The following is a 14,627-nucleotide window of genomic DNA, read 5'->3' as shown; positions in this document are numbered from 1 at the left end:
TCGCGATGGACAGCGGCATGCTGGACATGCTGCCCGGCTTTCGCCGTCGCTTCCTGGTGACGCCGCTGCCCGGCCGGGTGACGGCGGCAGTCGAGGATGACTATCACAGCATGGCCGTCATCCTGCACCATGACGGCGCGCGCATCAGCGGCGTCGACGCGATCATGGAGCGGGTGCCCTGGACCACCTGTCCGGGCGCGCCGGCGGTGCTTCAGGCGACCTTCACGGGTGTCGTGCTGGCTGAGGCGGCCGCGCGCGGCGAGAAGAAGGCGAACTGCACCCATTTGCACGACCTGGCCGTGCTGGCGGCGGCGCACGCTGGCGAGGCGGCGCCGACCCGCTATGAGATTCTCGCCTGCGATCCGATCGAGGAGGATCTGGCCGTGGCGGAGATCCGGCGCGACGGCGTACCGCTGCTGCAGGTCGCGCATCGCCGCCATGTCATGGTCGCGCCCGCCGAGATTGCCGGCCAGTCGCTGATGAAGCTGCGCCCGTGGATCGACGCGCTGGATGAGCCCCGGCGTGAGGCCGCCCGGCTGCTGCAATGGGGCACGATCCTCGCCAATGGCCGGCTGATTCCGATGGAGCGGCAATCGACCGCGACCCGCGTGCCGCCCAATTGCTTCACCTTCCAGCCGGAAAATGCGGTCCATGCGATCCGCGTCGGCCGGGTGATCGACTTCACCGCCGAACCCCTGGTGCCGCTCGACCATTTCGATGGCGCCGCCTATGACCGGCCGCGCGACGCTCAATAGAGGAACGGGACGATGGACGAGGCGCGGCAACTGGTGGCCCCCGAATTGCGCGCGGCGCTCGACCTCTTCCCGCCGCTCGACCTCAGCGATCAGACGATCGCCGCCTTCCGCCAGCCCTTTGCCGCCCGCCCGGCCGAGCCGATGCCCGAAGCGCTGGCCGCCGTGCAGCGGGAAGAAGTCTTCCTGCCCGGCGCGCCCGGATCGCCCGATGTCCGCTGCCTGCTCTATCGCCCGGCCGAGGCGATTGGCGACGCGCGGCGGCCGGCCTATCTCCATATTCATGGCGGTGGCTTCGTGCTCGGCATGGCCGATATGAGCGACCTGTCCAACCGGGCCTGGGTGGCGCAGCTGGGTTGTGTCGTCCTGTCGGTCGATTATCGGCTGGCGCCCGAGACGCCGTTCCCCGGCGCGCGCGACGATTGCTACGCGGCGCTCGGCTGGCTGCATGAACAGGCCGACGCGCTGGGCATCGACCCCAGCCGCATCGCGGTCGGCGGCGAGAGCGCGGGCGGCGGCCATGCCGTGGCGCTGGCGATCCATGCCCGCGACCTGGGCGCCTATCCGATCCGTTTCATGCTGCTCGACGCGCCGATGCTCGACGATCGCACCGGCAGCAGCGCGCCGCTCCATCCGGTCACCGGCCGGTTCGTCTGGACCCCGGCGCAGAACCGCTATGGCTGGGGGGCACTGCTCGGGCAGGAAGCGGGGACCGAGCATGTCCCGACCGACGCCGTGCCGGCCCGCTGTCCCGACCTGTCCGACCTGCCGCCCGCCTTCATCAGTGTCGGCGCGCTCGACCTGTTCCTGGAGGAGGATATCGACTTCGCCCGCCGGTTGCTGGCCCTCGGCATCTCGGTCGAACTCCATGTGACGCCCGGCGCCTATCATGGCTTCGGCCTGGCCGGCCCCGATACGCCGCAGATGCAGTCACTTCAGGCGATGCGCTTCGCGGCGCTGCGCCGCGCCTTGCAGGGGAACTGACGCCGCCCTTCAGAAGGCGGGCATCACCCTGTCGGCGAACAGCTGGGCATAGGGTTGGAATTTTGCCGGCGGCAGGCCGGGGGGCATCATCATCATGATATGCTCGACATTGATGCGCTGCTGCATTGCGCGGAAATGGTCGATCGCCGCGGCGGGGGTCAGGATCTGCAGGATGCCGCTGCGCTGGAAGGCGTCGAGCGACATGGGTTTCAGCGCCACCTTGTCGATGCCCGACGCCTGATCCTCGGCCAGCCATGCGCCATAGGTTTCGTTCACATGGTGGAAATAGGGGGCCATCTCCGCCATCGCCGCCTCGGGGTCTTCGGCGACCAGGGTGAACAGGCTCTGGATGCGGATGCGCGCGGCGGCCGGGTCTTTCCCCTCGGCGCGCAGCTTGTCGGCATAGAGGCCGCACACCTCCTCATTGCCGAAATAGCCGTCGGCATATCTGGCCACCCGCGCCAGCGCCTTTTCGGCAAAGCCGCCAATATAGAGGGGGATGCGGCCGCGCGGCGCGGCCGGGCGCAGGGTTGCGCCGGCGATGCTGTAATGTTGCCCGGCAAAATCGACCGTCTCGCCCGCCCAGAGTTGCTGGACGATCGCGAGGAATTCGTCGAAGCGCGCGCCGCGCTTGCCGAAATCGACGCCATAGGCCTGGGTCTCGCGGCAGCGGTAGCCGATTGCCAGCGCCATCTCCAGCCGGCCGTCGGACAGGATATCCAGCACCGCGCATTCCTCGGCAAAACGGACCGGATGATAGAGCGGGGCGAGCGCGATCGCCGATCCGAGCCTGATCCGGCTGGTGCGCGCCGCGATCGCCGCCAGTGCGACATTGGGCGCGGGCATATAGCCATCCTGCGCGCCATGATGTTCGGGTACCCAGGCGCCGGCAAACCCGGCCGTTTCGCTCCACGCGACGAAGTCCAGTATCTCGGCATAGAGATCGGCCGGGCGCCGTTCCCATTGGGGCGGGTTCCGGAAATCATAAAGATAGCCGAAGGTCAGCGGATTGCTCATGACGATGCTCCGGGGGCAGGGCAAAACGCCCGCCAACCCGGTTGGGCGGCGGGCGTGGAAAGGCCGTGGGGCCGATCCTTATTCGAAGGGTTCTTCGCCCTGCAGCTTGGTGCGGTGCATCATGCGATTGCAGTCGGGATCATATTTCTCGGCCCGGTGCATGGTGCCGGTATTGTCCCAGATGACCAGGTCGCCGACGCTCCATTCATGGCTGTAGCTGAATTCCTCGCGGGTCGCCCATTCGCGCAGCCCAACCAGGATTTCGGCGCTGTCATAGGGATCGAGATCCTTGACCCGCTGGGCGGTACAGCCCAGCACCAGCGACTTGCGGCCCGACTTGTGGTTCCACACCAGCGGCAGCTCATTCTCGCCGACCTGGCGCATCCCCTTCAGCTTGGCGAGGCTGGGTTCGGGTTCATAATAGAAGACCGTCGCCCAAACCGAGTGGATCACGCGCAGCGTCTCATATTCGGCCTTCTGCTCGTCGGTCAGCGCCTCATAGGCGGCATAGGTGTTGCAGAAGCCGGTATTGCCGCCCCAGGTGGCCGGCACCTTGCACGACAGCAAGGAGGCGAGGATCGGCACATCGTTCATCGTGCCGTCGATATGCCAGTAGAGCGAGCCCTTGAGATATTCGGCGCTCTGCGGATTTTCCTTCACGTCGAGGGTGATCTTGTGGATTTCCTCGCCACCGCGATGCTCGGGGGCAAAGGCGCCCAGCGTCTTGGTGAAGGCGATCTGTTCCTCGTCGGTGAAGTCGATCTTCGGGAAGACCAGCACGCCGCGCTGCTCCAGCAGCTCGCGGATCTGCGGCGCCAGTTCGCCGGCCAGCAGTTCCTCCTTGCTGTTGAGGATGCGGCTGCCGATGCTCGGCTTGATATCTTCATGCACGAAACGGGTAATGGTGGTGGCGGACATGCCTTGCTCTCCTATGCATCCCTGCGCGTTTGAACACATGTTCAACATGCTTGCATGGAAAAGTCAATGCCTCTCATTTTTCGGGCAGCAGCAATTCGTCCAATAGCGCCTCGACCGAAGCGCGCGCGTCGGCATGTCCGCTCGCGACCCCCATGTCGGCTTCCATCACCAGGGTGCGGCCGACGGCGGCCAGCAACAGGCTGAGGCCCGCCGCCGTCACCTTGTGATCGGCGAGTCGATCGCCCAGCAGCTGCTCCATCAACTGCGCCTGGCGATCCCGCATCGCTTCGCTGTGGCGGGCGATCTCGGCACGGATCGCCTTGCGATGATTGGCCATGGCGACAAATTCCATCGCCAGCGCGTTGCGGCTGGGGTCGGAGAAGAAGCGCCACAGTGCCCGCACCGGATCGGCGCTGGTCAGCGCCGCCTCGATCATCGCGTCGCTCTGTTCGGCGCCGCGGCGGAACACCGCCAGCAGCAGGTCGTCGGTGGTCGGGAAATAATAATGGACCAGCGATGGCGGCAGTTCGGCGCGCAGCGCCACCCGGCGCGAACTGGCGGCGGCATAGCCTTCGTCGCGGATCACCTGTTCGGTGGCCTCCACGATCCGGGCGCGGGTTTCGGAGCTTTCGGCGCCGACGCGACGTTTCTGGACCATGGCTGGAGCATAAATGGCCGGGCCGCCCATGCAAGCGTCTGCGCTTTCGTCTGGCGCCTTCGGCGCGTCTGCACCGGCCCACACCCCCACCCGACCGCCCATCAGGATATCATAGCTGGGTGGTCGGGTGGGGGTGTGGGCCGGTGCGGCCTCTTGAAAATGCGTTTTTCCGCGCATTTTCCAGCAAACTCTTAATGCGACCCCATATAGCGGCCGCCATTGGTGCTGATCGTCTGGCCGGTGATGTAGCTGGCCTCTTCCGACGCCAGATAGGCGCAAGCAGCGGCGATATCTTCCGGCTTGCCGATCCGCTTCATCGGCAGCGTCTGGGCAAAGGCGTCGGCGTCGATCGGCGCGGCGCGCAGCATCGGCGTATCGATGAAGCCGGGCGGCACCATGTTGAAGGTCACGCCGCTCGGCGCGAATTCCAGCGCCAGCGCTTTGGTCATGCCCATCAGGCCACCCTTGGACGAGACATAATGGCCCTGGGCGAAGGAGCCCGACTGGACCGAGGAGGAGGTGATGTTGATCACCCGACCCCAGCCGGCGGCCAGCATGTCGGGCAGCACTTCCTTGGTCAGCAGATAGGGGCCGCGCAGGTTGATGTGGATGACCTTGTCGAACAGATCGTCGTCAATGTCCATGAACGGGGTGAAGGGGGCGATGCCGGCATTGTTCACCAGGATGGCGATCGGCCCCAGCTTCGCCCGCGTCTCTTCTGCCGCCGCATGGATCGCCGCCTTGTCCGAACAATCGGCGGTGATGGCGATGGCGGTGCCGCCGGCCGCCTCGATCAGCTTGACCGTCTCGGCCGCGCCGTCGCCATTAATGTCCCACACCGCGATCTTCGCCGTATCTTCGGCCAGGCGCAGCGCGATCGCGCGACCAATGCCCGAACCCGAACCCGTGACCACGGCCGTGCGGCCGTTGAGAGACCTCGTCATCGCAATTCCTTCCTATATGTCAATTTCGGTGTCGCTTTCAGGCGCCGACTAGTTGCTCGATCGCCTCGATCGTCGTGCGGTGCATCATGCGATTTTCTTCCAGCGGATAGGGATCGACCCGGTGCATCGTGCCGCTATTGTCCCAGATCAGCAGGTCGCCCTCCGTCCAGTCATGGCGATAGACGAATTGCGGCTGGATCGCCCATTCGCGCAGCCGGGACAGCAGCACGCGGCCCTGCGCCGGGTCCATCCCCTCGATATGGTCGGCGGTCGACCCCAGCACCAGCGACTTGCGGCCGGTCTCATGGGTCCAGACCAAAGGATGGACCTTGGGCGTGCGCATCTGCCAGAAATTCAGCTCCGCCACGGTGGGTTCGGGGTTCACATAGCGCTGCGATGTCTCGAAGCTGTGGACCACGCGCAGCCCGTCATAGGCCGTCTTCTCCTCTTCGGGCAGGTCGTCCCAGGCGGCATAGGTATTGGCGAAATAGGTGCTGCCGCCGGTCCTGGACAGCGACTTGGCGTTCAGCGTTGCGGCGAAATTGGGCACGTCGTCGCTTGCCCCGTCGATATGCCAGAAGAAGGCGCCCTTGATATATTCGGCGCCCGGATTTTCCTTCGGATCGATCGTCACCTTGAAGATGCCGCCTTCGCCCTGCGGCTGGACCCGGCCCAGCGTGTGGGAAAAGGCCAGCTGATCTTCGCGACTCATGTGCAGCCCGCGCACGATCAGCACGCCGCGTTGCTGCAACAGCGCCCGGATCGTGTCGGCATGGGCGCCCGACACCAGGGTTGCCGCGTCGGTCCGGATCTCGGTGCCGATGCGCGCGGTCAGGTCGATCGTCGAAAAGGCCATCATCCGCTCCAGCGGGCGCCTGTCGCGCCGCTCTTCTTGACTATCATCAACAGGATTGTTGATTTGACTGTCAAGGAAGCGGCGGCGACATCGCTGCGGCGAAGCGGCTAGCGGCCCGCCCCACGTGCAAATAGCGGCGCCAGCAGCGCATAGCTGGGATCATCCACCGGCACCGGCTTGTCGCCATGGTCGGCGGCGGGTTGCAGCAGCTTCATGTCGAAGCTCACCACCCGCTTGGCAAAGCGCCACTGGCCATCGACGCGGCGATAGCTGTCGATATAGCGCACCCCCTGGATATCGTGCAGCAGCCCGCCCTTGCCGTCGGGGATCAGGTGCCAGGCAATGGCATAAACCTCGCCTTCGCCGGTATCGCCGTCGACCTTGACCAGATGGTTGCAGACGAAATGATTGCCGATATGCATGTGCGGCAGCGACGCTTCGAGAAAGGCGACATAGCCGTCGACCGGCCCGTCATAATAGGCGCCATGGCTGTCGGTCGCGTCGGCGGTATAGAGCGACCGGATCAGCGCGAAATCCTGCCGGTCGACCCCGCGCGAATAGAGCTGGGCCAGTTCCCTGATCTCTTCCCTGGCGATCAGCGTCTCGATCCGGTTGTCCATGGCGTGCTTCCTCTCCTGTCGGGCCGGACCCTAGTCGGGCAGGGGCGCCGGGCAATGGGGCGGGGGCGGATCATCGGCCGGGCGATCCTCCCCTCTGTTCAGGCGGGTGCGAAGGCCCTAAGCCATGGCCCCGATGGATAATCTGCCGACCGACGCGCGCCAGCTGCGCTCCCGCCGCCAGCTGCTCGACGCGATGCTCCACCTGCTGGAAACCCGCCCCTATGATCAGGTGACGATCCGCGAGGTCGCGCGCGAGGCGGAGGTCGGCTACGCCACCTTCTTCCGCCATTATCCGTCCAAGGATGCGCTGCTGCACGATCTCGCTGCCGGACAGATCGCCGATCTGCTGCAGCGCGCGCTGCCGATCCTGTTCGCCGACGATGCCCGCCAGTCCTGCATGACCCTGTTCGCTTATGTCGCCGAACGGCGCGCGCTCTGGTCGGCCTTCCTGACCGGCGGCGCGGCGACCATGCTCAAGCAGGAATTTACCGATCAGGCGCGCCAGCTGGCGCAGCAGAGGCCGCATGATGCCGGCTGGCTGCCCGATGAACTGCGCATCGTCTTCGCGGTCAGCGCCACGGTCGAGATTCTCGCCTGGTGGCTGCAGCAGGAACCCGATTATCCGCTCGATCGCATGGCGGAAATTCTCGACCGGCTGGTCGTCACCCCGTCGATGCAGCCCTGATCGGGCAGGGGCATCGCCCCGCCGCTATCTCCGCCCCGTGCGTTGGCGCCTCACCCGGCGCCGCCTAGCATCTTCGCCGCAAGACGGGAGGCGCGGCATGGACGGATTGACGGTGACGACGACGGCTGGGCCGGTGCGCGGCACCCTGGCGAACGGCGTGCGATGCTGGCGCGGCATTCCCTATGCACGGGCCGACCGCTTTGCTGCCCCGGAGGCGCCGGTCGCGTGGAATGATGTGCGCGACGCATCACGTCCCGGTCCGCAATGTCCGCAAATGTATGGCAATCAGGCGAAGCGGGCGCGGCTGTCGATGCCCGACTTTGCCGAGGATTGCCTGTCGCTCAACATCCATGTGCCCGACGACGCGACCGGCCCGCTGCCGGTCTATGTCTGGATTCACGGCGGCGCCTTCGTCGCGGGTGGCGGCCATAGCTATGACGGCAGCGACTTTGCCCGCGACGGTGACATCATCGTCGTCACCATCAATTATCGGCTGGGCGTACTCGGCTTCGTCAATTTCGGCGCGGTCGTGCCGGGCATCCCTTCCAATCTCGGCCTGCGCGATCAGATTGCGGCGCTCGCCTGGGTGCGCGACAATATTGCGGCCTTCGGCGGCGATCCGGCGCGGGTGACGGTCGGCGGCCAGTCGGCCGGCTCCATGTCGGTCTCGCTATTGCTCCATGCCCCGGCTGCCCGCGACCTCTTTGCCGGCGCGATCATGCAGAGCGGTGCCGTCAGCCTGATTCATGGCCGCGATCGCAGCGAACAGGTGGCGCGCGATTATATGGCGGCGCTCGGCAACCCCGATCTCGCCGCGCTGCGCGGCATGGACCTCATGCGCCTGTTCGAGGCGCAGGGCGCGGCCGGTGCCGCCAATCCCGGCACCATTCCTTCTGCCCCCTGGTTCGACGGCGACCTGCTGCCCGCCTCGCTGGCGCAGGCGGTGGCTGAGCCGGCCGCGCCGGTGCCGCTGCTCGCCGGCGCCACGCGTGAGGAAATCCGCCTGTTCGAACTGATGCCCGGCGATATCCTGCCGACCGACTGGCCGGCACTCGAAGCATTGCTCCATGCCCAATTGCCGGCCGATCACGCCGCGCGCATCCTCGACGCCTATCCCCGCGACAAGGCGGGGCGCCGCGCGCTCGCCACCGATCTCACCTTCCTGATGCCGACGCGCCATTTCGCGGATCGCCAGTCGAGGCAGGCGCCGACCTGGTTCTATCGCTTCGACTATCGCCATCCGATCGCCGGCGCCGCCCATGGGCTCGACCTGACCCTGACCTGGCCGATGCGCGGGCTGCGCGCCGCCTTTGCGCGGGGCGGGCCGATGCGCGGACGCCGCGCGGCGCTCGGCCGGCGGATGACCGATCATATCGCCCATTTCGTTCGCCATGGCGCGCCTGAGCCGGACTGGCTGGCCTATCATGTCGATCGACCGGCGGTGAAGATCTTCGACCTGACCGACCGGGTGGACATCGACCCCGACGGTGATCGCTGGCGCGCCTGGGCGGGCGCCGATGTCGGTGCCGGACTGGCGACCCGCGCCTAGGGGCAATCGACATTCAGCCCTGACGGCCTGCAAATGGCGGTTCTCCGCGCTTCCGGTGCTCACGTACTTTAAGTACGCTGCGTTGAAACGAGGCACGTGACTCGTTTCAAGGGTCACGGAAAACCACCATTTTCGTCACGTCATCATCTGAATGTCGATCGCCCCTAGCCCTTCAGTGCCCCCAGCACGCTGTCGGCATGTTCATGCCGACAGATGAGGAGGTCGGGCATGTATGTGTCTTGCTGGTTGTAGGTCAGCGGCGATCCGTCGATGCGGGATGCGTGGAGGCCGTGGGCGAGCGCGACGGCGGCGGGTGCGCAGCTGTCCCATTCATATTGGCCGCCGGCATGGAGATAGATGTCGGCCTGGCCCAGGATCACGGCCATGGCCTTGGCGCCGGCCGATCCCATGGGCACCAGCTCGGCGCCCAGCGCCTCTGCGACCGCGACCGCCTGGGGTGCGGGGCGGGTGCGGGAGACGACCATGCGGAGCTTTTCGGGCGCGGGCGGGATGGCGCGCGGCTGGTCGGTGCGCAGGACGATGCCGTCTTCATGGCCCGGCAGGGCCACCGCACCGATGGTCGGCACGCCGTTTATGGCAAGACCGACATGGACGGCCCAGTCGGCGCGCGCCTCGCCATATTCGCGGGTGCCGTCGACCGGATCGACGATCCACACGCGGCTGTGCTGGAGCCGCGCGCCGTCACAGGCCATCTCCTCGGAGAGCAACCCGTCGTCAGCCCGCTGTTCCCGCAGCGCATGGACGAGGAACTGGTTGGCGGTCTGGTCGCCGGCCTTGCCGAGCGCCTTGGCGCTGAACAGGCCCGAGGCGCGGACCTCCAGCAGCAGGCGGCCGGCGGTGTCGGCGAGATGGGCGGCGAGGTCCGCGTCGGTCATGCTGCCCTCTCTCATTTGAGCGGCATGATCTTGCGGATGATATGCTCGGCGGCCTCTTCCGGCGTCATCTCGACGGTGTTGACCCGTATCTCGGGGCTGGTGGGCGCCTCATAGGGACTGTCGATGCCGGTGAAGTTCTTGAGGCTGCCCGAGCGCGCCTTCTTGTAGAGACCCTTGACGTCGCGCGCCTCGGCGACCTCCAGCGGGGTATCGACGAAGATCTCGATGAACTCGCCGTCCGGCAGCATCTCGCGCACCATCTCGCGCTCGGCGCGGAAGGGGGAGATGAAGGCGGTCAGCACGATCAGGCCCGCATCCGCCATCAGCTTGGCAACCTCGCCGACGCGGCGGATATTCTCGATCCGGTCGGCCTCGGTAAAGCCCAGATCCTTGTTGAGGCCATGGCGGATATTGTCGCCATCGAGCAGGAAGGTGTGGCGGTTCATCAGCGCGAGCCGCTTTTCCACCTCATTGGCGATGGTCGACTTGCCCGAGCCCGAGAGACCGGTGAACCAGAGGATGCGGGGAAGCTGGTTCTTGAGCGCGGCATGGGCCTCGCGGCCGATGTCGGTCGCCTGCCAATGGACATTCTGGGCGCGGCGCAGCGAGAAGTGGAGCATGCCCGCCGCCACGGTGCGGTTGCTGATCTTGTCGATCAGAATGAAGCCGCCGAGCGTCCGGTTATCGGCATAGGGCTCGAACGTGATCGGCTTGTCGGTCGCCAGTTCGGCAACGCCAATGGCATTCAAGTCCAGCGTCTTGGCGGCCAGATGCTCCATCGTGTTGACGTTGACGACATATTTGGGCGCCTGGACGGTGGCCGACACGCTCTGCGTGCCGATCTTGAGCCAATAGGGCCGGCCCGGCAGCATCGCCTCGTCATCCATCCACACGATGGTCGCCTCGAACTGGCTGGAGACCTCCGGCGGATTGTCGGCGACGGCGATGACGTCGCCGCGCGAACAGTCGATCTCGTCGGCGAAGCAGAGCGTCACTGACTGGCCGGCAATCGCTTCGTCGAGGTCGCCATCAAGGGTAACGATGCGCGAGATGGTGCTGGTCTTGCCCGAGGGCAGCACCCGCACGGCGTCGCCCGGCTTGACCGATCCGCTGGCGATCAGGCCGGCAAAGCCGCGAAAATCGAGATTGGGGCGATTGACCCACTGGACCGGCATGCGGAACGGCTTGGCCGCCGCAGTGGTGGCATCGACCTCGACGCTTTCGAGATGCGCCATGAGCGTGGGCCCCTGATACCAGGGGGTGTTGTCGGACCGGGCGGTGATATTGTCGCCCTTGAAGCCGGAGATGGGGATCGGCGTGAAGGCGCTGATGCCGATGCTCTGCGCGAACGCGGCATAATCGGCGACGATCTTGTCGAACACGGCCTGGTCATAGCCGACCAGGTCCATCTTGTTGACGGCCAGCACGATGTTGCGGATGCCGATCAGGTGGGCGAGGTAGCTGTGGCGCCGCGTCTGGGTGAGGATGCCCTTGCGCGCGTCGATCAGGATGACGGCCAGGTCGGCGGTGGAGGCACCGGTGACCATGTTGCGGGTATATTGTTCATGGCCGGGCGTATCGGCGACGATGAACTTGCGCTTCTCGGTGGCGAAGAAGCGATAGGCGACGTCGATGGTGATGCCCTGTTCGCGCTCGGCGGCGAGGCCATCGACCAGCAGGGCGAAGTCGATCTCGCCGCCTTGCGTGCCGACGCGCTTGCTATCCGCCTGCAGCGCTTCGAGCTGATCCTCGAAGATCATCTTCGAATCATAGAGCAGCCGCCCGATCAGGGTGGACTTGCCATCATCGACGCTGCCGCAGGTGATGAAGCGCAGCATGGTCTTGTGCTGGTGGACGTCGAGATAGGCGTCGATGTCCTGCGCGATCAGCGCATCGGTCTGGTAGACGGGGTCCTGTGTGATCACGTCGGACATCAGAAATACCCCTCCTGCTTCTTCTTCTCCATGCCGGCGCCGCCGGCATCCTTGTCGATGGCACGGCCCTGGCGCTCGGATGTGGTGGTGAGCAGCATCTCCTGGATCACCTCCGACAGGGTGCTGGCCTCGCTCTCGACCGCGCCGGTGAGGGGATAGCAGCCCAGGGTGCGGAAGCGGATCGATCGCTCGACCGGCACTTCGCCCGGTTCAAGCGGGAAGCGGTCATCATCGACCATCAGCAGCATGCCGTCGCGCTCGACGGTGGGGCGCGGCGCGGCGAAATAGAGCGGCACGATCTCGATGCCCTCGAGCTGGATATATTGCCAGATGTCGAGCTCGGTCCAGTTGCTGATCGGGAAGACGCGGATGCTCTCGCCCTTGGCCTTCTTCGCGTTGTAGAGGTTCCACAGTTCGGGCCGCTGGTTCTTGGGGTCCCAGCCGTGCGACGCGGTGCGGAAGGAGAAGATGCGCTCCTTGGCGCGGCTCTTCTCCTCGTCGCGGCGCGCGCCGCCGAATGCCGCGTCGAAGCCGAACTTGTCGAGCGCCTGCTTCAACCCTTCCGTCTTCCACATGTCGGTATGGAGCGCGCCATGGTCGAACGGGTTGATGCCGCGCGCTTGGGCCTCGGGATTATGATGGACCAGCAGTTCCATCCCTGCGTCACGCGCGGCCTTGTCGCGCAGGTCGTACATCGCGCGGAACTTCCAGGTGGTATCGACATGGAGCAGCGGGAAGGGCGGCGGCGAGGGATAGAAGGCCTTCTTGGCCAGATGCAGCATCACCGCCGAATCCTTGCCCACCGAGTACAGCATCACAGGCCGATCCGCCTCCGACACTACCTCCCGCAATATATGTATACTCTCCGCCTCAAGGCGCTCCAAATGGGTAAGGTTCCGGGTCATGGGCTCGCTCGCGCCGCAGGGCGGCATAAGGGTCTATAATGTGCCGTCGAAATGACCCCGCTGCGCCCGCCGGGCAAGATTGGCTTTATTAAGCCGGGTAAACCCCATCTTCTTTCGTCCTGCCGGGTGAAGGCATGACCAAGGGCATGACAGAGCGGAGAGGCAGACCTATCTCTTGCGTCATGGACGGCCTCAACCGACAGGATGTTTCCCACCCCATGACGACCGCTCTTCCCACCCGCCGCCTGGGCGCGCTCACCGTTTCCGCCATCGGCCTTGGCTGCATGAACCTCTCCCATGCCTATCTGCCGCGCCCGTCGACGGATGAGGCCGAACGGTTGCTGCGCCATGCGCTCGATGTCGGCGTGACCTTCTTCGACACCGCCGCGCTCTATGGCTTTGGCGCCAATGAGGAATTGCTTGGCCGCACCATCATGGACCGGCGCGCCGATTTCACCCTCGCCAGCAAATGCGTGCTGGCGGAGATTGACGGCAAGCGCGGCCTCGACGGCTCGCCCCGGGCGATCACCCGCGTGCTGGAGGATTCGCTGCGTCGGCTCAGGACCGACCATATCGATCTCTATTATCTGCATCGCCTAGACCCCAAGGTGCCGATCGAGGAGTCGGTCGGCGCGCTGGTGCGCGGCGTGGAGGATGGCAAGATCGGCGCGATCGGCCTGTCGGAAATGTCAGCGGCGATGATTCGCCGCGCCCATGCGGTCCATCCGATCACCGCGGTGCAGACCGAATATTCGCCCTGGAGTCGCAACCCGGAGGTCGCCGTGCTCGACGCCTGCGCGGAACTCGGCATCGGCTTCGTCGCCTTTTCGCCGGTCGGCCGCGGCCTGCTCGCCGGCGGGGTTGGGCCACAGGGCGTGCCCGAGGGGGATATTCGCGGCACCATGCCGCGTTTCCAGCCGCCCCACCTTGCCCATAATCTGGTGTTGGCAACGAAGCTCAAGGGGCTCGCCGACGAAGCGGGCTGCACCATGGCGCAGCTTTGCCTGGCCTGGCTGCTGTCCCGTCGCGATTTCATCGTGCCGATTCCCGGCACGACCAACATGGCCCATCTCGACGAGGACCTGGCGGCGGCCAGGCTAGATCTGCCGCGTCCGCTGCTCGATCGCGTCGACAGTCTGTTCGATTTCAGGGCGGTGTCGGGTCCGCGTTACCCGCGCGATGCGCAGGCGCAGATCGATACCGAATTGTGGGAAGGCGAGCCGCTGGCCTGATTCTCGTACCGATTCTCCCCTGATTCCCGATTCTTGCCGCAACAGGATCGGGATTCGGATGGAGAAGCGCGGAACTCGGCGCCCAATCCGGTTCCGGAAACGCATTTTTATTACAAGCGCGTGAAATCTCCGAAATGCCCGAAAGACCGGGCTTTTTACGCGACCGGGAGGGGCCGCATTCTCAACTTTCGGAGGGGAAATTCAAAAAGGGCGGAATTTCGCGGTTGACCGAATCAAATGCCCCATCTAGAGGGCTTTTCACCGGACAGGGCGGCGCTGCTGAGGCGCTTGACTGACCCGGTCGCCCACATAGACGGACACTGGTCCTCTGAACGAGAGTTTAGGGAACACTGGTTGTCCGGTTTTGATGTCGGTGCGGCTCTTTGACATTGTGATTTAGATGAAGGGACATGTGGGCGGCGGCCCTGGGTTCTTACGGCTTTCAGGCGTAGGAGTTCAGATAAATTTAGGCCGTTCCTATATGTCTCGATATATTCCACTAGAATATATTGTGCAGGAATGGCTCCTGAAAATGAGCGGTTTCTGATCGGGCTTATTCCGCCTGGTTAGAGATCGGACATCAAACTTGAGAGTTTGATCCTGGCTCAGAACGAACGCTGGCGGCATGCCTAATACATGCAAGTCGAACGAGATCTTCGGATCTAGTGGCGCACGGG

At 65.3% G+C, this 14,627-nt stretch carries 14 protein-coding genes and 1 rRNA gene (1 of these 15 running past the window's edge); 6 read left to right on the top strand and 9 right to left on the bottom strand.

Annotated features, from left to right (window positions below):
* Positions 1–5 precede the first annotated feature (5 nt).
* Together DIZ22_RS16185 and DIZ22_RS16180 are read left to right on the top strand one after the other, a co-directional pair.
* Positions 6–755 carry a DUF2889 domain-containing protein gene (locus DIZ22_RS16185; RefSeq protein ID WP_048939226.1) on the top strand — a complete coding sequence of 250 codons (750 nt, stop codon included), beginning with the start codon at positions 6–8 and terminating at the stop codon, positions 753–755.
* Between the two features lie 12 nt (positions 756–767).
* Positions 768–1,736 (top strand): alpha/beta hydrolase, encoded by a 969-nt coding sequence (locus tag DIZ22_RS16180; protein ID WP_048939225.1) that lies wholly within the window; start codon positions 768–770, stop codon positions 1,734–1,736.
* Positions 1,737–1,745: 9 nt separating this feature from the next.
* On the opposite strand, the gene DIZ22_RS16175 is transcribed toward DIZ22_RS16180, so the two are convergent.
* The 6 genes from DIZ22_RS16175 to DIZ22_RS16150 all read right to left on the bottom strand — a co-directional run bounded on the left by DIZ22_RS16175 (position 1,746) and on the right by DIZ22_RS16150 (position 6,749).
* The gene (locus DIZ22_RS16175) at positions 1,746–2,753 is read right to left on the bottom strand and encodes an LLM class flavin-dependent oxidoreductase (RefSeq protein ID WP_122928410.1); all 1,008 of its coding nucleotides are present in this window, start codon (positions 2,751–2,753) and stop codon (positions 1,746–1,748) included.
* Between the two features lie 78 nt (positions 2,754–2,831).
* The gene (locus DIZ22_RS16170; RefSeq protein ID WP_037512962.1) at positions 2,832–3,671 is read right to left on the bottom strand and encodes a TauD/TfdA family dioxygenase; all 840 of its coding nucleotides are present in this window, start codon (positions 3,669–3,671) and stop codon (positions 2,832–2,834) included.
* Between the two features lie 73 nt (positions 3,672–3,744).
* Complete coding sequence (locus DIZ22_RS16165; protein WP_234415706.1) at positions 3,745–4,329, bottom strand: TetR family transcriptional regulator; 585 nt, start codon at positions 4,327–4,329, stop codon at positions 3,745–3,747.
* Between the two features lie 191 nt (positions 4,330–4,520).
* Positions 4,521–5,273 (bottom strand): 3-oxoacyl-ACP reductase family protein, encoded by a 753-nt coding sequence (locus DIZ22_RS16160; RefSeq protein WP_048939222.1) that lies wholly within the window; start codon positions 5,271–5,273, stop codon positions 4,521–4,523.
* A 37-nt stretch (positions 5,274–5,310) separates the two neighbouring features.
* Positions 5,311–6,132 carry a TauD/TfdA family dioxygenase gene (locus DIZ22_RS16155; RefSeq protein ID WP_170978420.1) on the bottom strand — a complete coding sequence of 274 codons (822 nt, stop codon included), beginning with the start codon at positions 6,130–6,132 and terminating at the stop codon, positions 5,311–5,313.
* A gap of 104 nt (positions 6,133–6,236) precedes the next feature.
* A complete protein-coding gene (locus DIZ22_RS16150; protein ID WP_122928409.1) occupies positions 6,237–6,749 on the bottom strand; it encodes a nuclear transport factor 2 family protein in 513 nt (170 codons plus the stop codon).
* A gap of 124 nt (positions 6,750–6,873) precedes the next feature.
* Between DIZ22_RS16150 and DIZ22_RS16145 the strand changes: the two genes are divergently transcribed.
* Positions 6,874–7,434, top strand: coding sequence for a TetR/AcrR family transcriptional regulator (locus tag DIZ22_RS16145; RefSeq protein ID WP_037512969.1), 561 nt, complete (start codon positions 6,874–6,876; stop codon positions 7,432–7,434).
* Between the two features lie 97 nt (positions 7,435–7,531).
* Positions 7,532–8,983: a carboxylesterase family protein gene (locus DIZ22_RS16140; RefSeq protein ID WP_048939220.1), complete on the top strand. Its 1,452-nt coding sequence runs from the start codon at positions 7,532–7,534 to the stop codon at positions 8,981–8,983.
* 164 nt (positions 8,984–9,147) lie between these two features.
* On the opposite strand, the gene DIZ22_RS16135 is transcribed toward DIZ22_RS16140, so the two are convergent.
* Genes DIZ22_RS16135 through cysD form a run of 3 tightly spaced genes read right to left on the bottom strand, consistent with a single transcriptional unit; the run spans position 9,148 to position 12,745 of the window.
* Complete coding sequence (locus tag DIZ22_RS16135; RefSeq protein ID WP_206364607.1) at positions 9,148–9,879, bottom strand: 3'(2'),5'-bisphosphate nucleotidase CysQ; 732 nt, start codon at positions 9,877–9,879, stop codon at positions 9,148–9,150.
* 11 nt (positions 9,880–9,890) lie between these two features.
* Positions 9,891–11,813, bottom strand: a complete 1,923-nt coding sequence (gene cysN, locus DIZ22_RS16130; RefSeq protein WP_048939672.1) for a sulfate adenylyltransferase subunit CysN — start codon at positions 11,811–11,813, stop codon at positions 9,891–9,893.
* On the bottom strand, positions 11,813–12,745 hold the full coding sequence (gene cysD / locus DIZ22_RS16125; RefSeq protein WP_276309018.1) for a sulfate adenylyltransferase subunit CysD: 933 nt from the start codon (positions 12,743–12,745) through the stop codon (positions 11,813–11,815). Before cysD ends, cysN begins: the two co-directional genes overlap by 1 nt.
* 191 nt (positions 12,746–12,936) lie before the next feature.
* Between cysD and DIZ22_RS16120 the strand changes: the two genes are divergently transcribed.
* Together DIZ22_RS16120 and DIZ22_RS16115 are read left to right on the top strand one after the other, a co-directional pair.
* Positions 12,937–13,950: an aldo/keto reductase gene (locus DIZ22_RS16120; protein WP_122928407.1), complete on the top strand. Its 1,014-nt coding sequence runs from the start codon at positions 12,937–12,939 to the stop codon at positions 13,948–13,950.
* Positions 13,951–14,532: 582 nt separating this feature from the next.
* Positions 14,533–14,627: ribosomal RNA gene (locus tag DIZ22_RS16115) — 16S ribosomal RNA — on the top strand (it continues 1,392 nt past the right edge of the window).

The sequence above is a fragment of the Sphingobium sp. LF-16 genome, from assembly GCF_003711185.1.
GTDB classification, from domain to species: domain Bacteria; phylum Pseudomonadota; class Alphaproteobacteria; order Sphingomonadales; family Sphingomonadaceae; genus Sphingobium; species Sphingobium yanoikuyae_A.
This window is presented reverse-complemented; position numbering and strand designations above follow the sequence as displayed.